We start from the raw sequence: 23,664 nt of genomic DNA on the forward strand, positions 1-23,664 counted from the left end.
AAGGAGAATTGCTATGACCTTCAAAATTTTAGCTTTAGACGGTGGCGGTATTCGTGGAATCGTCGCAGCACGAATACTTCAACAAGTAGAACAAGAAATTAGAAATCACGGGAAAGGAAAGTTTTTACACGAGTACTTTGACTTGGTTGCTGGCACTTCTACCGGTTCAATATTAGCAGGAGGGATTGCTGTAGGGAAGGAGAGTGATGAACTCATTAAACTGTATAGAGATAGAGGTAAAGATATATTCCCGCTGGATAGAAAAGAGCGCTATAAAAACTTGCCGTCTATCATCAAATCAATTATTGATGTATTTTCAGGATCTAAATATTCTCATGATGGAATTATTAGCGTCCTCAAAGATGCTTATAAATCCACAAGAATAAAGGATATTGAAAAACCTATTCTCTTGATTCTTGCTTACGATACGTTATATCGAAATACAACCTTTTTTACAAATTGTCATCCCGATTTAGGAGACAGATGGTACGATGACTGTTATTTATGGGAGATATGTACCGCTTCCGCCTCAGCTCCTACTTTTTTTCCACCATATAAATTAGAACCTGTAGATAAAGAAAAATTTGGATATTGGGAATTTCCACACATTGATGGAGGAATTTCTGCTAACAACCCTGCTCTGGCAGCTTTGAGTCTAGTGATGAGGATCAGTCAGTCTTCAGTCTCTCCAATAATCAAGCAACAATATAAACTGGATAATCTGCGATTGGAAGATATTTCTATTCTTTCTATTGGCACAGGTCAAACTGGTGAACCATTTCAATATAAGCAAATAAGCAAATGGAGAGGCTTAGATTGGGTACAAAATCTTACTAATATCTTTATGGAACCTACATCGGAGATTGATAGTACAATTTGCCGACAAATCATGGGTGGATATGATTCTAAGCGTTACTTACGGCTTCAGTTTGACTTAAATGAGACATTTAAACCCAAGCCAAAAGAGACTTATAAAGATCCTCGCATTGTATTACCTCCAGAAGATCGAAAAAACCGATTTACAGGAGAAAAGGTTAGTGAAGAAATAGATAACACTAATTCCGAGGTTCTTCAACAGTTAATCGATACTACCTCTGCATTCATTGAGCAAGGTCTTACGTACTATACCAGAGACGACTCCGGTTCTCCGATAAAAAAGGCGATCGCCTCTTTTATCAAAGATAACTAGTGCATCCACGTAGACATATTAATATCAACTAATATAGGATAAAACATCTCGTATTTCTACGATAATTCTGTAGAAATACGAGATGTTTTATTTAAATTTAGTAATTTCAGTAGTAATTACAGATGTGAATAGAAAAACTTATTGCTAATTAAAATTATTTAAATTAATTTTCAAACATTTGATAAATCAGTATTTTTGTGTATATATTATGACTTTGCACTGGGTATATTAAATATAAGGAAAAGTTAGACAACTTCTACAAAACTTGATGTTGTTTAACTTTCTTGTAATAGCTTTGGCTGCTAAGTAATCCAGATTTATTCTCTTAATGACAGTAGAGAACCAATCGGGCAAAACCAAGCTGACTAAGTTTTGTGAAAACTCTCATTTAACCCAACAACAGTTGACATTTTCTTAATTCATACACCATCTAAATCAGTTTTTATAACTGATTATTGCAGCAATAAAGCTGCTGTTACAAAATTTTTCATTTATTTTGAGTTGAGATAACAATGTTAGTGATTTACAGTGGTGAGCGTGGTAGTGGCAGATAGAACGAGTGTGGAGTTCTCCCTCGACTGTTTGCAGACATTTTCTCATGTTGTACTCAAGAAAGTGACATTTCTCGGACTTCAGTCGGGAGATGAGCTTAAATCGCGGCAATGACCAAATAATTACTAATGGGCTTCGCCCCGCTACGCTAACGTAATTCGTAATTTAATTGAAGGATACAGAGGAACTTGATTAATCATTACGAATTATTTTGGCTTCGTTAATGACACAATTGAATGGTAAGAGTTCGACTTGACGAGCGCCCCCATGCCCATAAGTCAAACTCACGCTTAGATAACTATCTGGCTTGTAGGGCAATCGTTCCGCCCATTCAATTGCCACAATTCCTGGTATCACCTCAAAACCTTCCCAGTAACTTTCTAAATTTAGGGCTGCAACTTCTTGTGGTTCTAAGCGATATAAATCTAGGTGGTAAAGGGGAAAACGTCCTTCCGTGTACTCATTAATCAGCGTGAAAGTCGGACTGACAATAGGTTCAGTGATTCCCAAACCCTTGCCAATACCTTGAACTAGGGTAGTTTTACCAGATCCTAAATCACCTTCTAGTAAAATTACACTTCCAGGAGTCAGGGATTCACCGAGAGCAATACCTAAGCGTAGCGTCGCCTCTGTATCTGCAAGAAACGTTTTCATAAGCTGTTACGCATTTAATTTGTACATTTACCTAATGACTGATGACTGATGACTGATGACTGATGACTATTAACCGTCAACAGTTAACGACCATCAAGAGTGTTTATATACTTTAGACGCGCATCAGCTTAATTAGTCATTAGTCTAAACAAAGGACAAAGGACAAATGACTAATTTTCATCTTAAGTGATGACCTCTACCGTACCACCGCAACAACACTCGTGCTAGTTTCTGCGGATTGTGACGGACACAACCAGTTTCATCTTCATACAAAACATTAGCTGGAACAATCCTTCGCCCTAGCTGAGTTACGGCTTCTCTATCCAAAAAAACAGGATGGGAGTTTTGTTGGGCGTAGCGGATAAGTGATTGTTCCGAGGGGGATTTTTTGTGTATTAGTACAGCATCGAATAGCCGTCTTTGCCCACAAGCAGCATCAATTGCTCTGATATGATCTGCAACAGTGTAGCCTTCAGTTTCTCCTGGTTGAGTCATTATATTGCAGATATAAATACGGGGGGCATCTGTTTGAGCGATCGCATCGGCAATTTCTGGTACTAATAAATTAGGAATTAGGCTTGTATAAAGGCTACCTGGCCCAATAATAATGTAATCAGCTTCTTTAAGTGCCTTAATAGCTGCTGGTACCGCTGGAGGATTATTTGGAATGCAGCCAATTTTGACAATTTTACCGCCAGCTTTGGGAATGCTAGACTCCCCATCAATGCGGCGACCATCGGCTAATTCTGCCCAGAGGCGGACATCACTGAGAGTTGCTGGTAGTACTTGTCCCCGTACCGCTAGCACTTTGGAACTAGCTGCAACTGCTTGTTCTAAATCTCCAGTAATATCACTCATTGCCGTTAAAAACAAATTGCCAAAACTGTGCCCAGTTAACCCATCTCCAGCCCGAAAACGGTATTGAAACAATTCTGTTAATAACTTTTCTTCATCTGCCAAAGCAGCCAAACAATTGCGAATATCCCCTGGTGGTAACACTCCAAATTCTTGACGCAACCGCCCAGAAGATCCACCATCATCGGCTACGGTGACAATAGCAGTAATATTAGCGCTGTAGGTTTTCAGTCCCCTCAACAACGTCGAAAGCCCCGTACCACCACCAATTACCACTATTTTCGGGCCTCGGTACAATCGATGATGGGCCAGTAAGACATCGATGAGTTCTTCTCCGCCTTCTGCTCTTAGTACCTTAGTAATTGAGCCTACAGTGCGAGTTTGCCCCCAAAGCACTAACAGCAAGCCGCCAAGTAGAACCAAAGGGCCACTGATATAGTTGGGTAAGATGTTGGTGATTACTCCCAGGAAACCTCTAACCAACTCGAACATCCAAAAAATTGGGGTCAGCTTAATCCAGATAGCTAACCCCAAACTCGCCAGCAGTACACCCCCAATACTGATCAATAACCAACGTTTTACCGATAGTCCAGGGGATAACCATTTGAACCACTGGTTAACCCGATAGGAAGTACGAGAACGCGACTGCTTTTGCAGGGCGTTGAGGGCTTGTCTAAGAAAACCAATTGACATACCTAATTTGGAGCAGTGCTACAAACAATAATTAACAGAAAATGTACACCACTTGGTTTAAAACACTAGGCGTGAAACTATTATATTTGTCAATCCCATTAGACTAAGAGCAAATGGTCAAGATTGCCAGTATTCCTAGTTAAACAATACCCTGGCTTGGTAAAAGTGAATTTAATGGAAAAACGAATTTTAGGATTAGATCCAGGACTGGCAACTTTAGGATTTGGAGTAATTACCTGTACACAAGTTTCCAACAAGGTACAAGAAACTACAGTAAATATGCTGGATTTTGGGGTAATAAAAACGTCAGCAGATGTAGAAATGGGACAGCGCCTATGTACTTTATTCGATGATTTGCACACCGTGATGGAGGAATTTAAACCAGATTTAGTGGCGATCGAGAAACTATTCTTCTATCGTATGTCAAGTACAATCCTGGTTGCACAGGCGCGGGGTGTACTCATTTTGGTGTTGGGCCAGCGTCGTCTTCCCTATGTAGAATTTACTCCTGCTCAAATTAAGCAAGCTTTAACGGGGTATGGCAATGCTGATAAGTCGGAAGTGCAAGAGGCAGTGGCGCGGGAGTTGGATTTAGATGAAATTCCTAGGCCGGATGATGCTGCGGATGCTTTAGCGGTGGCTTTGACGGCTTCTTATCAGCTGTAGGTGTTGTACGTAAAGAACTTTAGCAAGAAATTTGCAAGGCAATAATCAGGGTTTCAGGCTTTAGCAGTAAATAAGTTTATTGAGCCTGCTATTTGAGGTGCAATGGCTGTGGGAATTATAACTAATTATCCGGGCTTGATATTACACGGTATAATATTTCGCCAGCCTTCGGCACAAGCAAGATACCTTCATCCTCACGGTTAGCCCATTCAGTGGGTCGAATGGTAGCCGGATCACGATAGTTCAAGTTATGAGCAGCACAACGTTCAGCAGAAATACCAGTAGCTAGAGTGACACGAATCCGCGCTTGTTCGCCTTCTATCGGATCAAATGTACCCATACCTTTTAAGTGAGTACTATGGGCTAACACTCCACCGGGATAGGCTTGGAATTTATCCCACTGTTTGAGAAAGTAATCCCGCACATGATAGCCAATTTGAGCTAGGATTTCGCCATGTGTATAGCTAAACTCGGTAATGTGAGGAGCATATATAATTACTTCGCCTCCGTCAGCCACTACTGGCTCTAACTTGTACATTCCTTTAGCTCCTGTCCAAATGTCGTCATACATTTGGGGCATTACTGAAAGCACTTGTTTAAAAGGCTGATCTACATATTTAATATGCAGTTTGGCCGATAATTTTGCAGCAGCTTCCCAAGCTGGCTCTGGTTTATCTATATAAAGTCCAGCTAGCTGATTCGTTTTGGGTGCAACTACCATCGCCAAACAAAGCTTCGGGGTAGAAATCAGGTTAGCGGCTCGGTTAATTAAGCGCCGAACTGGTGTTATTCCCAGTGTACCAATAATTTCGTAACAGGTGATTAAAGCACCTAACCAGTGTGATACATCAATTACTTCCTGACCACCAATGCCAGGAAAAAAGTATTTATTTCCGCCAGAGAAGCCGACAACTTCGTGGGGAAAGACCGGGCCGCAAATCATTATTAAATCGTATTCTGCTACAAGCTTGTTAACACGGACTTCAACTGCTTGATGTAGCATTCCTCGACTGATCTCTGCTATTTCATTTGCTGAAATTACTCCACAAGAAATAAAAGTATCTGGCTCATTCCAAAGGTGGTTAAAGATGCGAACTTTTTTAAAGGTTGTCTCTCGCTCCTCCTGTGTCACCCCCACCAAGTGATTGATTTGTTCCTGGCTCATAGGATTATGTGTACCCAGAGCGATTAAAAAATCCAGAGCCGCTACCCTTTTACTCAACTCCTGATGAAGCAATCGAAACATTTGGGGGATGGGAGCAGTGCGGGTACCATCTGGAATCAACACTAGGATACGCTGTCCATCCAATTTCGGATCTGTCAAAGCTTGATGAACTAGCCCAGAAACTTCCTCGTGTGAAAGTATCCCATTAGTTACAGCCAGTGAATACATAATTAAACTCCACTGTAGATACTAAACCCACCATCTACTGGCACAACTACCCCGTTGACGAAACTAGAACCAGAACTGCATAACCAGATTAAGGTGCTGAGTAATTCATCTGGTTTTCCAAAACGTCCGGCGGGGGTATGGTCGATAATTTTCTGCCCGCGAACGGTCAAACTGCCATCTGCATTTAGGAGTAAATCTCGATTTTGTTCTCCAATAAAGAAACCTGGCGCGATCGCATTTACTCGCAGTCCATCTCCATACTTTTGGGCAAGTTCGACGGCTAACCAGCGAGTAAAGTTATCTATCCCCGCTTTTGCAGCTGAGTAGCCAACCACGCGGCTGATCGCTCGAATGGCAGACATAGAAGAAATATTGACAATACAACCATAGGGCTGATTTCTTTCGACCATTGCTTCACCAAAAACTTGGCTAGGCAGTAGAGTACCGAGTAAGTTGAGGCTAACTACTTCCTCAAAAGCAACGCGAGGCATATCAAAAATAGTGGCATCAGGGTTAATTGTGGCAGCAGGAATATTACCGCCGGCCATGTTTACCAAGATGTCTATCTGATCCCAACGCTGTATAATAGCCTCCCTAGCGATTTCTAATTGGGAGCGATCGCTAACATCTGCAAGCACAGCCATACTTTCTCCACCGTTAGCGGTAATCTCAGCCACTACTGTACCCGTTCGTGCTTCATTGCGACCCAAAACCGCGACTCGCGCTCCAGCAAGGGCCAAACCCCGTGCCATAGACCCACCAAGTACACCAGAACCGCCTGTGATGACTGCTACTTGGTCTTTTAAGCTAAAAAGTTTATTTAAAATCAAGTCTGACATCTTATTTAAATTCGTAATTAAAAAAATCAATATTAAATATTAGGGCTAGCGCTTTTAAGGTGGGTAAAAAGTTTGGTTAATAAATTCCTGTTTGAGCTATTTACTCTGTGTCCTCTGGGCCTCTGTAGTTAAATAAATTACTTTTAAACCGCAGAGGCACAGAGAAGGCTGAGAAAAAACTATCATATTTTATGAGCCACGTTGAAAGAGCTAATTCTAATAGCTTGATTTGGGAGAATTAGTATTAGTCCAATTTGTAAGCAACCTTAGCGAGGTCGTAAGCTAAAGCGCGGGCCATATCATACCCTTCCTCTTCCTCAACCAATCCCCGTGTTACCAATCCAGCTAACCAATTACAAGCTACCCGTCGCCAGACATTATGACGAGCCGGAATAGAAACGAAAGCACGGGTATCATCATTAAACCCAGCAGTATTATAAAGTCCAGCAGTTTCCATTACCTGATTAAAGTAGCGCTCCATGCCATTTACGCTGTCGTGAAACCACCAAGGCGGGCCAAGCAATATAGTGGGATAATGACCGGCTAGGGGAGCCAATTCTCGGCTGTAAGTACTTTCATCCATGCCAAAAAGAATTAAGCTAAAGCGCCGATCATTACCATAGGCTGACAACAACGGGCGCAGATTTTGAGTCCATTCTATTTTTAGCGGAATATCAGCACCTTTATCAGATCCAAATGTCTCGAACAGAGCCGGATTATGGTTACGCATAACACCACAATGCATTTGCATCACTAAGCCATCTTCCACACTCATCCGAGCCATTTCCATGAACATATGACCGGTAAAATTCTCAACATCACCTGGATTCAGTTTGCCAGTTAATGCTCTAGCAAAAATAGCTTCAGCTTCCTGGTCAGAAAGGCGTGTGGTATAAGGTGTAGCTGCACCTTGATCGGTAGCTGTCGCGCCCATTTTTTTAAAGAAAGCCCGACGTTCTTCTAGGGCTTTTATAAAAGTGGCGTAAGTGCTAATTTCTTTACCTACAGTGCTTTCCAATTTGGTAAGATTTTCGCGCCAACCAGGAGCATCTAGATTAACTACTGCATCTGGTCGAAAAGTTGGTCTGATTTGAGTAAAACCTTCTTCGTGGAGCGATCGCTGATTCTCTAGGGTATCACTGGCTGCATCGGTAGTACAAAGCACTTCGATGTTAAAGCGTTTGAATAAAGCACGAGGGGAAAACTCAGGCAAAGCTAACAGACGTTCCAAGTAATCATAGATATATCCAGCAGTGCGAGAATTTAAAGGTTCATCTACGCCAAAGACGTTAGTTAGTTCGTCTTTCAGCCACAACCCGGACGGAGTACCCTGGAATAGATAAAAATGTTCGGCGAACAATTGCCAGATTTTACGATGGTCGGTTTCTGCTGGTGAACCATCACTAGTAGGTATGCCCAAAGCTTGCAGAGGTATGCCTCGACTATAAAGCATCCGCAAAAGATAGTGGTCAGGGATAATAAATAATTCGGTCGGTGAACCAAAACGGGCTGCGGGATTAGCTAACAACGCTGGATCTACGTGCCCGTGTGGACAGACTAAGGGTAGCGCAGATATGCTATCAAAAAATTGGTGAGCTAGTCGTCTTTGAACTGGTTCTGGAGAAAAGCAGCGATCGGGAGATAAAGCCAGTTTTTTGGTTAACATAATTTTTGTTTTGTTAAAATTTTTTCAAATTAATTGCGGTTATTTATTACACAATCCAGTTGTAGAGACGCGATTTATCGCGTCTTAAAAGACCAATCATCTATACTAATAACCCTTAACCCAAGCGTATTGATTTATTACAGAGCTTTTCGACAGACATGATTAATCGCCTCTCTACCTACTCCCCATCTCAGTTGTTGTATAATTACCTGAAAATTACTGTAATGCTGCGCTACTACCACGCTGTAATAGAAAAGGAGATAAAACGCGGTTTTCTACAATTTTTCCTTCTAATAAGTCGAGCAACATTTGCATGGCTATGCCACCAATTTCTAACATTGGCTGGCTGACTGTCGTGAGTGGCGGAGTAACGTAACTACCCAAAGCAATACCATCAAATCCAACTAGGCTTAAACTTCGCGGTACTAAAATACCTAGTTGTTGGCAGGCTAAAAGCGCACCAACTGCCATCATGTCGTTGTAACAAAAGATCGCTGTAACCTCAGCAGTCAATAGTTTAGATAGCATCTGCTGTCCGGTAGTAACATCGCTTGTTCTGGTATCATCTTCATCACTAATTGCAACCCAATCAGTATTTGGTGATATACCAGCTTCCGCAAGGGCCATTTGATACCCTTTTAGGCGCTGCTGATTCGATCTGCTGCGATCGCCTACACCTAGATAACCAATTGCGGTGTGTCCCAGACTTATTAGATGTTCTGTGGCTAATCTAGCACCTAAGCGATCGTCTATTGCCACTGAGTGAAATATTTCAGATTGATCTTCTGTCTGGCTATTAATCAGAACTGTTGGCACAGCAATTTGCGTTAGTTGTTTGGTATGCTGCTTACTAATTCGTGAGTCTGCTACTAAAATCCCGTCTACTCTCCGACGATGAAAACTATCAATAGCAGCTATTTCTTGCTCAAAATCTCGGTGTGAAGCACTTAACAAAACACTCAAGCCTGCGGGTCTGGCTATTTTCTCGATTCCCTCTACTACCTCAGCAAAAAATGGATCTGCTATTGAAGTTACTACTACTCCAATAGTATTAGTGCGTTTATTTTGCAAGCTTTGAGCAATAGCATTAGGCACATAGTTCATCTCCTGCGCCAATTGCTTAATTTCCTCTCGCACTTTAGGGCTAATGAGAGCGTTATCTCTCAAAGCGCGTGAAACTGTGGAGTGAGAAACACCTGCTCTTTGAGCAATATCTTCAATTGAAATTCTTCTTTTATTCATTTTTTATATGAGGTTTTAAAATATTGCACACGTGTGCATAAGTAGTATTATAGAAAATAATCGTTATTTGTCAAGAGATTTTAATACAACTCACATGTTGCATGGAAAGGAGTCTTGACTTCTGCCTCCATTTCAATAACTTAACTTTTCTTAAGTAAAATATGATTAAGCAGTCAATGATTATTATCGTAATGGGTGTATCAGGTTCTGGCAAAACCACCATAGGAAAACTGCTAGCAGACTCGTTAGAATGGGAGTTTAGCGACGCTGATGCTTTTCACTCGCCAGAGAATGTTGAGAAAATGCGGCGCGGTATCCCTCTGAGTGAAGCTGACAGGATGCCTTGGTTGCAAGATTTGCAAACAGCCATAAAACATTGGCTGCAAGATAATAAAAATGTAGTGCTGGCGTGTTCGGCTCTAAAGGACAGCTATCGGCAATTTCTGGTATTGGATAGCGAACGCATCAAGCTAGTTTACCTCAAAGGATCTTATGAGTTGATTCAAATGCGATTGCAAGAGCGTAGCAATCATTACATGAGCGAAAAACTCCTCAACAGTCAGTTTTATACTCTTGAAGAACCATTGAGTACCATATCTATGGATGTTGCACAACCACCCCAGGTAATTGTCCAAAACATTAGAACGGCCTTGGGAATTTAGCTTATTGGTTACAACCGGAAGATTAAGATTAATCACGTCTTTGGGAAAACATGAACTTTTGGCAACCAGATTACATCAGATGTAAATCTAAAGAAATTTTAAAAGGAACCACATAAATCTAGTGGTAGGAGAAAACTAGTGTTTCTAAGATTAGCGCAACAACATCAGGAATTCGTCCAAGACTTGGTAATGAACCTGCAAGCCTTGACAATTACACTTGACGGGTGTGGCTATACAGCGTCTTGTTATATATGCGGTGACCAAATGCAGAGTGCTTCATTTATGGTTAGCCTAGGAGAAAAGCACCTGATTCGATTTTTAGTGTCTGATTACGGGATTACTTGGATGGAATTATGGGACGATCGCGAATTAATGAAGTTGGAGGGTGCAGAAGCGATCAGCCAGTTACAAGAGTTGGCTAATATTGTCAAGTATTCTCATGCTATTCAATTGACAAATTGACACTTCTGTGTATGAAGTTGACAAAAAAATTAAGTACAGGTGTGTAAAACAAAATATGAGCTTATATTTAGCTTTGTGCACACGTGTGTATAGCTGTTTACAAAAGTTTTAGTTACTGAGAAGGCATTCAAAATATCTAAGAATTTAGCGATCGCATAAGTGCTTTGTCTGAACTCAAATCCACATGCATCCAAAGACGACAAGAAACTTAACACACGTTTTTGCACACGTGTGCAAAAATAAATTCAATACAAGTTTTGCACACCTGTGCATAAGATGGAGTGCGAAAGTAGCATTTAACAAATCAATATCGACAAGTAATAAAGTTATGTCTCAAACTATAAATAATGCCATCGACCAAGCTCAAAACAATCCCTTACATTCTCTAGAAGAATGGGAAGAAGACTTACTTAATCGCTATCCCGATCCGGACAGCATAGTTAAAGAAGGTAAAACCACCGAAGAGTACAGGAATTACGAAACGCCCACTAGAGACACGGTGAAAGAGTTCTATCGGTTAAATCATATCAATCAAACGTATGATTTTGTATTAGAAAAAAAAGAAGAATTTTTGAAGTTGGATAAAAAAGAAATGTCTGTCTGGGATGCATTGGAGTTTTTGAATCAATTAGTTGATGATTCAGATCCTGATACAGACTTAGATCAATTACAGCACCTATTGCAAACATCAGAAGCCATTCGCGCTGATGATCACCCAGACTGGATGGTACTTACTGGCTTGTTTCACGATATGGGGAAAGTACTTTGCTTATTTGGTGAACCCCAATGGGCTACAGTAGGTGATACCTATCCAGTGGGTTGTGCATTTTCTGATAAGATTGTTTTCTCGGAATTTTTCAAAGAAAATCCTGATTACAATAACCCTATATATAACTCCCTATATGGTGTTTACGAGCCGAATTGTGGCTTGAGTAATGTATACATGTCATGGGGACATGATGAGTATGTATATTACATGATGAAAAACTATTTGCCTGAATCTGCATTATACATCCTTCGCTATCACTCATTTTATCCTCAACATCGTGAAAATGCTTACGAACATTTGATGGATAAACACGATCAAGAAATGTTTAAATGGGTGAAGTTATTCAATCCCTACGATTTGTATTCAAAGAACCCTAATCCTCCAGATTGGCAAAAATTAAAGCCTTACTATGAAGATTTAGTAGCTAAATATTTACCCAGAACCTTAAAATTCTAAATTTCTGCTAGAAGCAAAAGCAAAGAAAAAGATACCCTACAGACGCGATAAATAATTGGGCTTGTGGAGATGGTGATTACTTTTCCTTAATGATGAAAAACAATTATTCAGCGATCTTAAACCGAGTGAAAATTTTTCCAATAAAAAATAGGACATTGCCACTGATAAAAGTAGAAAACATCTATGCAGATGTCCTGATGTTTATAGCCACCGACTCGATTTTTATTTAATTCTCAGAACAATTGAACAGACGCGAACTACTTATCGTATCTGTTATTTCACATCTTGACAACGGCGGTAATAGGGTGAGAATAACTTTTTTGGTATTTCTTATCCCTATATCTAAAGAATTATTCTGATCGAGATATAGCAAGACTAGCTCTGGCAAATTAGTATAGCAAATAAGCGCACTTTACAGGCATATTGGAATAAACTCTGAAAATAAAACAAGAGGATTTTTATATATGACAATCGGCTATATATTTCTACCCCTAAAAGATAGATTCAAAAACAGGAATTTCTCTATTACGGGATTAACTTTTCTCAATTCAACTCGAGTTAAATATATTAAGTTTTTTAAAGTTTACATCCGACGAAAATTACTTAATTTTCGCAAATGCTTTAGTAGAAAAAGTTGAACCTACATCAAAATGGAATAGTTTTCTTGGCTTTGTAAAGTTCAATAAACGGGGATCATATTTGCGATAATGCAGGTTAAACTAAAATAATGTAAAAGGAAATGCAAATTTCCCAGTTTGATAAAATCATGTTCTACTAGTTCTAGTTAAAAGCTGTTTTTAGCCCACACACTTCCAAATGTAGTTTCAGGTATGTGATTTTTTGACGTAGTGTAGTGCTTGTAGTTTTGCTTTAAAAACAAAATATTTAAATTAGGGCAATTAATAGCACTAATTTAAATCAGGTCACATTAGAAAACATTTGAGAGGAATAAAAATTTCCAAAACCAGCATTAGTGCTAGGTTATGCCTGAAGTTTTCAGACATAGCTCATATTGTGATAAATTTGCACATTTATATTCTACTGACTTTTTGAAATTTAAATACATTGTGAAAAATAGATGAATATGAAGAGAATTTCGCTCATAGTTGGCATACTAGGTTTCGCTGTTATTGGTTGCACAAATAGCGCTCAAAATGACAACACAGCTACTAATACTGGTACTAACATTGCTACCAATACTAGTTTAGAGAGTCAAACTAATGCTCCAAATAAAAAATTGCAAACAATCGGTATTGCCTTGGGTGACTTGGGCAACCCTTTTTATAATGCAGTGCAGAAAGGGGCTGAAATAGAAGCTAATAAAATTGGAGGTAATATCAGAGTTAATGCGGTTTCCAGTGCCTTTGATCTGAACCAACAAACCAACCAAATCGAAAATTTCACTGCTGCGAATACTGACCTAATTATCCTTAGCGCTGTTGACAAAAAAGGAGTTAAACCGGTAATTGACCAAGCAAGGCTTGCAGGTAGAGTTGTCATTGCAGTAGATTCAGCCGTTGATGCAGATGTGGATGCAATGATTAGCTCTAACAATACCCAAGCTGGTGAGGTTGCTTGCCAATATATTGCCGATCGCCTCAAAGGTCAAGGTAGTGTGGTCATCCTCAACGGTACCCCAATGGACTCAATCAATCAGCGAGTGAGTGGCTGCGAGAAGTCATTGTCCAAATATCCTAATATCAAACTCATCTCTAAAAACCAAAACGCCGAAGGGACTAGGGATGGAGGACTGAGAGTCATGAGCGATTTGCTTACCACCTTTCCCAAAATTGATGCCGTTTTTGCCACGAACGATCAAAGTGGTGTTGGTGCAGATTTAGCAGCTAGACAAGCAAGACGCAATGAATTTTTTATTGTTGGGGTTGACGGATCGCCAGATGCAACCCAAGCAATGGAAGACAAAGATGGTGTATTTGCTGCAACTGCTGCTCAAAATCCCGCAGGGATGGCGCAAAAAGCAGTTCAAGTTGGAAATGATATCATCGAGGGCAAAAAACCTGAGTCATCTGAGATTCTGATTCCAGTCAAGTTGGTTACCAGAGATAACCTTAGCAGCTACAAAGGCTGGTAATTTTTAATTCGTAATTCGTAATTACAACACACAGAAAAAGGATTGAGATAGGAGGGTTAGAATATTTCGCCCTGTTTTTAAATAACATATTGGTTCCAAATTTAGTTTAAGTAAGAATGACTTCTAGGAGATATATGAATGTGAAAAAGATTGCGTTCACCTCTGGTGTTACGCTTCGCGTAATCGCAGCTAGCATATTCGGTATCATCAGTGGTAGTCTTGTCGGCTGTACAAATGGTTCTCCCGATGGCAACACTGCTACTAACACTGATATTAAACCTGCTACCAATACTAGTGCAGAAACTAAAACCGCCACTGGGAATACAAAATTGCGATCGGTTGGCTTCACCGTTGGCGATCTAAGTAACCCTTTCTTCGTCGTTATGGGACAAGCAGTTGAGGCAGAAGCGAAAAGAATTGGCGGAAAAGATGTCAATGTTAGTACAGCTTCCAGTGCTTATGACCTTAACCAACAAGCCAATCAAATTGAAAATTTGACTGCCGCAAATACTGACATCATTATTTTGAATGCTGCTGATAAAAGTGGAATTAGACCAATAGTTGAAAAAGCCAAACTTGCAGGTAGAATTGTGATTGCCGTAGACACAGGTGCTGAGGGAGGTGTGGATGCCACCATCACCACTAATAATGTCCAAGCTGGAGAAGTTAGTTGCAAATATATTGCTGATCGCCTCAAAGGTAAAGGCAATGTAGTAATAGTTAATGGGCCGCCAGTGGACTCGGTAGTTCAGCGAGTTAGTGGCTGCGAGAATGTATTATCCAAATATCCCGATATCAAAATCCTCTCTAAAAACCAGAATGCAGGGGGTAGCCGGGATGGAGGACTTAGAGTTATGACTGATTTACTTACAACCTTTCCGAAGATTGATGCGGTTTTTGCCATTAACGATCCGAGTGGAATTGGCGCAGAACTAGCAGCAAAGCAAGCACAACGTCAAGATTTCTTTATTGTTGGGGTTGATGGTGCGCCAGAAGCAATCACTGCGATCGCAGCTAAAGATAGTTTATATGCTGCAACTGCTACTCAAAATCCACGAGGAATGGCCCAAAAAGCAGTTCAGGTTGGCAACGACATCTTAAATGGTAAAAAGCCTAGTAACCCTACTATTCTGATTCCAGTTAAGTTGATCACAAAAGATAATGTAGGCACAGAAAAAGGCTGGTAAATAATAATAATTGTAAATTTGCAATTAAAAGTTATTTCTAATCTGAGTTGAGTCTTTTGGTGCATTGACAGACTTTTTGTATATACCCATGATGTATATATATGCATCTGCGGAAAGTTCTAAATCTTGAAACACGATGATGAGAACTTTCCAAGATAATGGTCGGTTTTAAAACATGATTTTGTGATGATTTTAATTTCACATTAGGTGTGAGTTTATGGATTAATTTCTAACTCACAATTGCGAATTTTAAATTCTTTTTACAGGTTCTGCTCATGACAAAAACTATTGAAACCTCATTTCCTGATGCACCAACCACCGCCCCTGTATTAGAAATGCAAGGGATTACGAAACGATTTCATGGTGTATCTGCACTCCAAAATGTCAATCTCACGATTTATCCAGGAGAAGTTCACGCCCTCATGGGTGAAAACGGAGCAGGTAAAAGCACATTGATGAAGATCCTAGCTGGGGCTTACATTGCCGATGAAGGAGAAATTCGCATCAATGGTCAACCCCTGAAAATTACCGATCCGGCGACAGCACGCAAATCGGGTATTAATCTCATTTATCAAGAACTGAATGTTGCACCTAATTTAACCGTTACCGAAAATATGTTTATGGGTAGCGAGTTGCAGCGAGGTCAGTTTTTAGACCGCAAAGCAATGCAACTGGAAGCAGAGCAAGTGCTGGAAAGCCTGGGAGCCAATTTTACAGCGCAGACTATAGTTGGTACCTTATCGATCGCAGAACAGCAGCAAGTGGAAATTGCCAGGGCGCTGAAAGATAAAAGCCGCGTTTTGGTAATGGATGAGCCAACAGCAGCACTGTCTGACCGCGAGAGTGAGCATTTATTTAAGGTAATTCGCAAATTGCGGAGTGATGGCATTGCCATTATTTACATCAGCCATCGTATGGAAGAAATCTATGCCCTAGCTGACCGGATTAGCGTACTGCGCGATGGTCAATATATTGGCAGTCTCACACGCAGTGAAATTTCCCCACAGCGATTGGTGCAGATGATGGTTGGTCGCTCCATGCAAGACTTTTACGAACATAAACGGCAAACGAACCCTGGCCCAGTCGTGCTGGAAGTCAGAAATATGAGTGACGCCCGCAAGAAAGTTGAGCCAACTAGTTTTCAAATTCGCGCTGGAGAAATTGTTGGTTTAGCGGGGCTGGTTGGTGCAGGACGCACAGAACTATCCCGGCTGATTTTTGGTGCAGACCGCAAAGCCAGTGGTGAAGTATTCCTCAATGGCAAAAAACTGGAAATTAATACGCCCAGTGATGCGATCGCTGCGGGAATTGGCTACGTCCCAGAAGACCGCAAAGATCAAGGTTTATTTTTGGAGATGAGCGCCCGCAAGAATATTGCCATCAACACACTCAAGCAGGATGCAAAGGCTGGAATTGTTAACTGGAGTTCAGTTAATCGGCTGTCAACAGACGCGGTGGAAAACTTTAATATCCGCCTAGCCAATTTGGAAATTAGAGCGCTCGATCTTTCTGGTGGTAATCAGCAAAAGCTACTGCTAGCGCGTTGGTTAGCCATTAAACCGAGAGTCCTGATGTTAGATGAGCCGACACGCGGCGTAGATATCGGTGCCAAAAGCGAAATTTACCGAATTATGAGCGAATTGGCAGCACAAGGTGTTGCTATTTTAATGGTTTCCAGCGAACTAGCGGAAATTGTCGGCATGAGCGATCGCGTCTTGGTGATGCGAGAAGGACAACTGGTAGGCGAACTGGACGGCAGTCTTGGTAAAGAAATCACCCAAGAAAAGATTATGCACTATGCAACTGGAGCATCGGAGGTATTAGAATCATGAGTCAGACAGTCAGACCGCCTGCCAATAAATTAGGCAAAAATCCCGTATCCCGGAACCGCAAATCAATTAGCACTCTGCTGGAAGTTGCGGGTATTCTGCCAATCTTAGTAATTATCTGCATCTTATTTGCATTCCTTTCTCCCAACTTCCTCACAGGCGGTAACATCATTAATATCTTGCGTCAGGCATCAATCAATATTGTGCTGGCGACAGGAATGACCTTTGTGATTCTCACCGGAGGTATTGACCTTTCTGTTGGGTCAATATTAGCTGTTTCTGCCGTAGTTGCGTTGCTGGTATCGCTACTGCCGGCTTTAAGTTGGGCGGCCGTGCCTGCTGCGTTGCTAGCAGGATTGCTTTTAGGCTTACTCAACGGCGCTCTCATCACCTTTCTAGATGTGCCACCTTTTATTGTCACGTTGGGTTCACTTACAGCCTTGCGAGGTGTTGCCTTCTTGATTGCCAGGGGAACAACGCTGATTAACCGTGACATAAATTTTGCTTGGGTGGGTAATACCTATGTCGGCCCTCTTCCGTGGCTAGTGATAATTGCACTACTGGCTGTAATTGCTAGCTGGTTTGTGCTGCGGCAAACTGTTTTGGGAGTGCAGATATATGCTGTCGGTGGTAACGAGCGGGCAGCCAGATTAACTGGAATTAAAGTTAATCGGGTGTTGCTATTCGTCTATGGTATTAGTGGATTACTGGCAGGTTTAGCAGGAATCATGAGTGCCAGCCGTCTTTATAGTGCTAGTGGCATCTTAGGTCAGGGTTATGAATTAGATGCGATCGCTGCTGTTATTCTAGGTGGAACCAGCTTTACCGGCGGTATTGGTACAATTGGCGGCACACTTCTAGGTGCATTGATCATTGCTATTCTCAACAACGGTTTAACCTTGTTGAACCTATCTTACTTCTGGCAACTAGTTGTCAAAGGACTAGTAATTATTTTAGCAGTAATGATTGACCGACTCCGCAGACGTTCCAGACGATAAAGGGAACTTGGGACTGGGTATTGGGATTCTACGGTGTACACACAAATCTCTTGACCTGCACCTTTGTTACATCGACCTGCACCTTTGTTGCATCAACCTGCACCTTTGTTACATCGACCTGCAAAAATTAACCTGCCCTATGTTAAGCAGTAACTTTAAAAGACTTGTGTATACACGGCAGGTATTGGGGACTGAGGGGTGCAGAGAGCCAAATGCCCAATGCCCCATGCCCCATGTTCACAATACATAAACTATGTACATAAACTATGTCATCTACTACTGTTCGTCGTAAATCCAGCACATTCTATGTAATTTTAATTGCTGGTGCTGCTGCCCTCGGCGGTTTTCTGTTCGGTTTTGATACTGCTGTAATTAACGGTGCAGTTGGCGCCCTTTCTAAAGCCTTTAACGCCAACAGTGTGCTAACGGGACTTGCCGTGTCACTGGCATTATTGGGGTCTGCGGTAGGAGCCTTCTATGCAGGGAAAATCGCAGACCGTTATGGTCGAGTCAAGGCAATGGTAGCAGCTTCGGTGTTGTTTACCATCAGTGCCATTGGCTCCGGGATTGCCTTCGGAATCTGGGATTTTATCTTTTGGCGAGTATTGGGTGGCATTGCAGTTGGTGCTGCTAGCGTCATCGCTCCAGCTTACATCGCGGAATGTTCTCCCACCCATTTGCGAGGAAGATTAGGATCTCTGCAACAATTAGCGATCGTAGTTGGGATTTTTATTGCACTACTATGCGACTACTTTATTGCTGTGTCAGCAGGTTCAGCCGAGTCGCCGTTTTTGTTTGGTATAGCCGCTTGGCGCTGGATGTTTTGGACAGAAATTCCTCCCGCCGTGCTTTATGGAATGTCAGCTTTAATGATTCCCGAATCTCCCCGGTACTTAGTTGCTCAAGGACGAGAACCAGAAGCTGCTAACGTTCTCACCAAGATTTTGGGGGGTGATGTGCTGGCAAAAATTGAAGAAATTCGGCAGACAGTGCTTCGAGAACGCGAACCCAGATTTTCTGACCTCTTAAGCAGAAATGGTGGACTCCTTCGGATTGTTTGGATAGGAATAGGCTTATCTGTATTTCAGCAATTCGTTGGCATTAATGTAATCTTCTACTACAGTAGCGTTTTGTGGCGTGCAGTCGGGTTTTCAGAACAAAGTTCTCTAACAATCACGGTGATTACAGGAGCCGTAAATATTATTACAACATTGATTGCGATCGCCTTCGTGGATAAATTTGGTCGCAAGCCCTTGCTCATACTAGGGTCGATTGGCATGACCTTGACCTTGGGGACGATGGCTTCTATTTTTGGTACCGCTCCCCTGGATGCTGCGGGGAACCCCAATCTCACCGGAAGTGCAGGTACTATAGCTCTCATTGCAGCCAATCTCTATGTATTTTGCTTCGGCTTCTCCTGGGGACCAGTGGTTTGGGTTCTGTTAGGAGAAATGTTTAATAACAAAATTCGAGCCGCTGCACTTTCAGTTGCTGCTGCAATGCAATGGATTGCGAATTTCCTCATTTCCACAACATTTCCTCCCATACTGCAATATTTCGGTCTAGGTTCTGCCTATGGACTTTATACAATTGCAGCGGCTACCTCATTCTTTTTCATTCTCTTTTTTATTAAGGAAACCAAAGGAATTGAGTTAGAAGACATGTAATTCGTAATTTGTATCTCTGTATCCTCTGCGGCAAGCAGCTACGCATCTACGTAAAAAAATGACTTTGATATATACCGATTATCTGTGAGGTTGCATAGAACAAGAGGCTTATGTCCCTTGTCTCACCAAGCCTGATTTTGTCACAAGTATTATGACAGTTTAAGAGATTTCGTAGTAAGCACTTTAGTCCTTAGATGAGAGCTATAGCTACCCAATACGAATTTATCAAAATCAATTTGGTTAACCAAATACAAATTCTCGCTTCAGTAAATTACTAAAAAGATATAGGGTTTCTATTTGATTTTTGAAAAGACACATAGGGTGTGTTAACTACAGTTTAATGCACCATTTATAAGGATTTGGTGCGTTACGACGTTCCATCTAACACACCCTACAATACCTATTTTTTTCATAAATCAAACCGGATTCCTATAGAAACTATCAATGTGATCTGCTGAACTGTCGACTGATCGCGTAGCGTAAAGCCTTCTCTACAAGAGGCTTCCCTTCGGGACGCTACGCAAACGCCAAACTTTTAGAGCGATTTTGCGTACCCCTTCGGGGATCTTGCTGCGTGCAGCGTCTCGCAGAGAGCTGAAGACCACTTAATTTTTAATTCAGTGTTGGCTCTGTACCCATTTATTAATTATGAATTATTCGGTCAAGACGTTGTTTTAATTATACCAAAATCTAAGCTCATAATATGTAAGTTCAATGCTGATTAGCTTAAAAACTAAAAGCTTTTGTTTGAGTGTAATCTCTTTAGTTACAAAATCATAATTCAACCATTTACAACTAATAAATCAATGCTAAAAATTATTTTTCATAGCTTTTTTATCTTATTTTTGGCAATTCCAACAGTTTGGGCAGCACCTCCAGAAGATGATTCGAGTGCAGCAGATACTGATAGAAATTTGGAGGGACAAGTCAATTCTGTTTCCCAACTTTCCGATATCAAACCGAGCGATTGGGCATTCCAGGCACTGCAATCGCTGGTGGAACGCTATGGCTGTATTGCAGGTTATCCTGACGCAACCTATCGCGGTAATCGTGCTTTGAGTCGTTATGAGTTTGCAGCTGGTTTAAATGCCTGCTTAAATCGGGTGAATGAATTAATTGCTGTGGGTACTAGCGATTTAGTCAAGAAAGAAGATTTGGCAGTGCTGCAAAATTTGCAAACAGAGTTTGCGGCAGAATTGACAACTCTGCGTGGGCGGGTGGATACCCTAGAAGCACGGACAGCAACGCTGGAGGAGCAGCAATTTTCTACTACTACCAAGTTGAATGCTCAAATTATTACCGCCATTAGTGATACTTTTGGTAATAGAGTGGGTGGGGAACGCGATGAATCCCGTCTCTTCTTTGCAAACCGGGGTCGTCTCAACTTGGAGAGTAGCTTCACCGGCAAAGATTTGTTGCGAGTCCGGCTAGAGTTTGGCAACTTTGCGAATTCCAATGGTGCAAGCCAAATTGCCGCAGCCACAGGTACAGGAATGACACGCCTGAACTTCGACAATGACAGCAACAATACACTTATAATTCCTCACATTCGTTACTACTTCCCGGTTGGTGATTCCCTCTCCTTCGTCGTTGGCCCCACAGGCATTGGTTACAACGACATCACAAACAACATCACTCCTGCAACCATTGCCGATGATGGTAATGGGATTCCCTCACTATTTGGCAAAAACAGTCCCCTCTTCGAGCGGGGTGGTGGTGGTGCAGCCGCTAACTGGAGTATCAGTAAAAACTTGATTCTCACCTTGGGCTATTTAGCAAATAATCCGAATGTTCCATCAGCGCAAAATGGCTTATTTGATGGCGGTTACAACGCTCTGGCACACCTGGCATATTACGGCAAGCAAGGAGCTATTGGTGTCGCCTACTCTCATGGTTATACCCCTGCTGGCACTGTAGATATCAACGCCGGGAGAGGCAGTGCCCTGTCAAATGCTCCCTTTGGAAACAACATTGCTACTTCCAATAGCATTGTTGGTGTACAGGGATACTATCGCTTTTCCCCAAATTTCCAGGTTCACTCTTGGGGTGGATATGTTTGGGCAAATGCCAAAAACTCTGGTTTCAGTGATATTTCTAATGGTAGGGGGGAAACAGATTCTCTCTTTGTGAACAATGGAGATAATGCCAATGCTTGGTTTGGGGCGATTGGTATGTCGTTTCCCGATGTGGGTGGTAGAGGCAACCTGCCGGGAATTCTCTTTGGGATACCGCCGCGTGTCTCTAACAGTGATGTCCGTCAAGACCGAGATAACGCTTACCATATCGAAGCATTCTATCGCTACCGCCTGAATGATAATATCTCAGTGACTCCTGGTTTTTGGGTGATTCTCAACCCGGAAAATGATAGCAGAAATGATACACAGTATGTGGGTGTGATTCGCACAACCTTTGATTTTTAACTGAATATGGAGGATCTCAAAAAGTTCTGCGATCGCTTCATCAACTCAAATTTGACTTAAACCCTGAGCTTCACTAGCGTACGTAAAGTGGTTTTTATCAGGCTGTGCTAAGTATTCACCAATCAATCCTTTCAAGAGGTCATTAGTCATTAATACCAATGACCAAGGACAAATGACTAATGACTAAATCGGCGGGCGGCTATTCCTCCCACCCCTTGAAGGGATGGGAGGAATAGCCGATTTTCGTTGAGCGATCGCTCGATAGAAGTTTGATAATCTTTATAAGTCGTTGGGAAGAATCCCCAATGATGTGAACCGAGAGAAAATCTGTTTGATAAGCTCGATTTTGGGTTGCGAGTGCGATCTTTCAGCTACCCTGAAATTGAATATATAAAAGAGCAATTTTCAAATGACCATTTATTTTTATAAGGTTTGGCAGCCTTATGGCTGTTTTTCTAACTTTTCTCCCCACGGAATCCACATCCAGGGTACTTACTGGCCAACGGTTGAGCATTACTATCAAGCCCAAAAGTTTGTCGGCAGTACAGATGCGGCAATTATACCCATCATCCATGCTGCCGCTACCCCAGAAGAAGCTGCCGCTTTGGGAAGATGTAGCACTCGCCAACTCCGTCGAGACTGGGATTTGGTCAAAACTCAAATTATGCGAGAAGCTGTACTCAAAAAGTTTCTCACTCATACTGATATTAGAGAAGTTCTCCTGAAAACAGGCGATGAGATTTTAGTTGAAAACTCCCCAACAGATTCTTTTTGGGGCTGTGGTGCTAATAAAGTCGGTCAAAACCATCTCGGTAAAACTCTCATGAGTGTGCGTGAAGAAATCCGTAATTTACTATCTTTAACGGTAATTTACGAATAATTTAATCAAAATAGTTACATTCAACATAAAATCAGCAATTCGGCGGGGAATAGTAAAATTCCCCAGACAACAATCTTTCAAAAAGTTGCCAATAGTTTAGTTATTTATTTGAAAAGATTTTAATTAATTGAATTAATGGGTAAAAAAGGTAAAAAATATTTTTAATTTAGCGCAGTTTTTAAGACATAAACTTAAGTAATTTTACTGCAATAATTTAATGATTAAGAATATAAAATTAATAGATGTCAATGATTAAAATTTTATTAACTTTTAGATGATTTGAGAGGACGACATAGAAGTATTTAATGATACAATAAATGATTTGATCACACTTAAGCAAACTTTAGAAGCGCTACGGAGATCATGCAAAATATTTTATACTTTTCAAATATTCTCTGATCCATTTCCAAAAATCTTTGCATTGCAAAAGATGTAAGCCCTTAGCAAGGTATTTGTAGCAGGAATTTCGGTAAATAGGATGAAAGTTAAGGCA

18 protein-coding genes are annotated in these 23,664 nt (G+C 41.3%); 12 read left to right on the forward strand and 6 right to left on the reverse strand.

Annotation, left to right across the window (positions count from 1 at the left end; genetic code table 11):
• Window positions 1-13 precede the first annotated feature (13 nt).
• A complete protein-coding gene (locus H6G92_RS06195; RefSeq protein WP_190891861.1) occupies window positions 14-1,189 on the forward strand; it encodes a patatin-like phospholipase family protein in 1,176 nt (391 codons plus the stop codon).
• A gap of 744 nt (window positions 1,190-1,933) precedes the next feature.
• Here H6G92_RS06195 and tsaE read toward each other — a convergent pair.
• Complete coding sequence (tsaE, locus tag H6G92_RS06200; protein WP_190891870.1) at window positions 1,934-2,395, reverse strand: tRNA (adenosine(37)-N6)-threonylcarbamoyltransferase complex ATPase subunit type 1 TsaE; 462 nt, start codon at window positions 2,393-2,395, stop codon at window positions 1,934-1,936.
• A gap of 177 nt (window positions 2,396-2,572) precedes the next feature.
• Complete coding sequence (locus H6G92_RS06205) at window positions 2,573-3,943, reverse strand: gluconeogenesis factor YvcK family protein (protein ID WP_190891873.1); 1,371 nt, start codon at window positions 3,941-3,943, stop codon at window positions 2,573-2,575.
• Window positions 3,944-4,117: 174 nt separating this feature from the next.
• Between H6G92_RS06205 and ruvC the strand changes: the two genes are divergently transcribed.
• Window positions 4,118-4,609 carry a crossover junction endodeoxyribonuclease RuvC gene (gene ruvC, locus H6G92_RS06210; protein WP_190891875.1) on the forward strand — a complete coding sequence of 164 codons (492 nt, stop codon included), beginning with the start codon at window positions 4,118-4,120 and terminating at the stop codon, window positions 4,607-4,609.
• A 121-nt stretch (window positions 4,610-4,730) separates the two neighbouring features.
• Here the strand turns inward: ruvC and H6G92_RS06215 are convergent, their stop codons facing one another.
• The 4 genes from H6G92_RS06215 to H6G92_RS06230 form a co-directional block, all read right to left on the reverse strand.
• Window positions 4,731-6,002, reverse strand: coding sequence for a lactate racemase domain-containing protein (locus H6G92_RS06215; protein WP_190891877.1), 1,272 nt, complete (start codon window positions 6,000-6,002; stop codon window positions 4,731-4,733).
• Window positions 6,003-6,004: 2 nt separating this feature from the next.
• Window positions 6,005-6,841, reverse strand: coding sequence for an SDR family oxidoreductase (locus tag H6G92_RS06220; protein WP_190891878.1), 837 nt, complete (start codon window positions 6,839-6,841; stop codon window positions 6,005-6,007).
• A gap of 244 nt (window positions 6,842-7,085) precedes the next feature.
• Window positions 7,086-8,507: a glucuronate isomerase gene (gene uxaC, locus H6G92_RS06225; RefSeq protein ID WP_190891879.1), complete on the reverse strand. Its 1,422-nt coding sequence runs from the start codon at window positions 8,505-8,507 to the stop codon at window positions 7,086-7,088.
• 216 nt (window positions 8,508-8,723) lie between these two features.
• Window positions 8,724-9,749: a LacI family DNA-binding transcriptional regulator gene (locus tag H6G92_RS06230; protein WP_190891880.1), complete on the reverse strand. Its 1,026-nt coding sequence runs from the start codon at window positions 9,747-9,749 to the stop codon at window positions 8,724-8,726.
• 176 nt (window positions 9,750-9,925) lie between these two features.
• Between H6G92_RS06230 and H6G92_RS06235 the strand changes: the two genes are divergently transcribed.
• The 10 genes from H6G92_RS06235 (at window position 9,926) to H6G92_RS06280 (ending at window position 23,171) form a co-directional block, all read left to right on the forward strand.
• Window positions 9,926-10,411 carry a gluconokinase gene (locus H6G92_RS06235; RefSeq protein WP_190892004.1) on the forward strand — a complete coding sequence of 162 codons (486 nt, stop codon included), beginning with the start codon at window positions 9,926-9,928 and terminating at the stop codon, window positions 10,409-10,411.
• 138 nt (window positions 10,412-10,549) lie between these two features.
• Entirely contained in the window at window positions 10,550-10,873 is a 324-nt protein-coding gene (locus H6G92_RS06240; RefSeq protein WP_190891881.1) for a DUF1815 family protein, read from the forward strand.
• Between the two features lie 328 nt (window positions 10,874-11,201).
• The gene (locus tag H6G92_RS06245) at window positions 11,202-12,098 is read left to right on the forward strand and encodes an inositol oxygenase family protein (RefSeq protein WP_190891883.1); all 897 of its coding nucleotides are present in this window, start codon (window positions 11,202-11,204) and stop codon (window positions 12,096-12,098) included.
• A 1,084-nt stretch (window positions 12,099-13,182) separates the two neighbouring features.
• Window positions 13,183-14,190, forward strand: a complete 1,008-nt coding sequence (locus H6G92_RS06250; RefSeq protein WP_190891886.1) for an ABC transporter substrate-binding protein — start codon at window positions 13,183-13,185, stop codon at window positions 14,188-14,190.
• A gap of 134 nt (window positions 14,191-14,324) precedes the next feature.
• Entirely contained in the window at window positions 14,325-15,377 is a 1,053-nt protein-coding gene (locus tag H6G92_RS06255) for an ABC transporter substrate-binding protein (protein WP_190891888.1), read from the forward strand.
• A 275-nt stretch (window positions 15,378-15,652) separates the two neighbouring features.
• A complete protein-coding gene (locus H6G92_RS06260; protein WP_190891890.1) occupies window positions 15,653-17,209 on the forward strand; it encodes a sugar ABC transporter ATP-binding protein in 1,557 nt (518 codons plus the stop codon).
• Complete coding sequence (locus H6G92_RS06265; protein WP_190891892.1) at window positions 17,206-18,204, forward strand: ABC transporter permease subunit; 999 nt, start codon at window positions 17,206-17,208, stop codon at window positions 18,202-18,204. Before H6G92_RS06260 ends, H6G92_RS06265 begins: the two co-directional genes overlap by 4 nt.
• A 266-nt stretch (window positions 18,205-18,470) precedes the next feature.
• Complete coding sequence (locus tag H6G92_RS06270) at window positions 18,471-19,871, forward strand: sugar porter family MFS transporter (protein ID WP_190891895.1); 1,401 nt, start codon at window positions 18,471-18,473, stop codon at window positions 19,869-19,871.
• An 806-nt stretch (window positions 19,872-20,677) separates the two neighbouring features.
• Window positions 20,678-22,291: an iron uptake porin gene (locus H6G92_RS06275; protein ID WP_190891897.1), complete on the forward strand. Its 1,614-nt coding sequence runs from the start codon at window positions 20,678-20,680 to the stop codon at window positions 22,289-22,291.
• Between the two features lie 409 nt (window positions 22,292-22,700).
• Window positions 22,701-23,171, forward strand: a complete 471-nt coding sequence (locus H6G92_RS06280) for an N-glycosidase (RefSeq protein WP_190891899.1) — start codon at window positions 22,701-22,703, stop codon at window positions 23,169-23,171.
• Window positions 23,172-23,664 lie beyond the last annotated feature (493 nt).

This window comes from Nostoc foliaceum FACHB-393 (assembly GCF_014698505.1).
Classification (GTDB): Bacteria; Cyanobacteriota; Cyanobacteriia; order Cyanobacteriales; family Nostocaceae; genus Nostoc; species Nostoc foliaceum_A.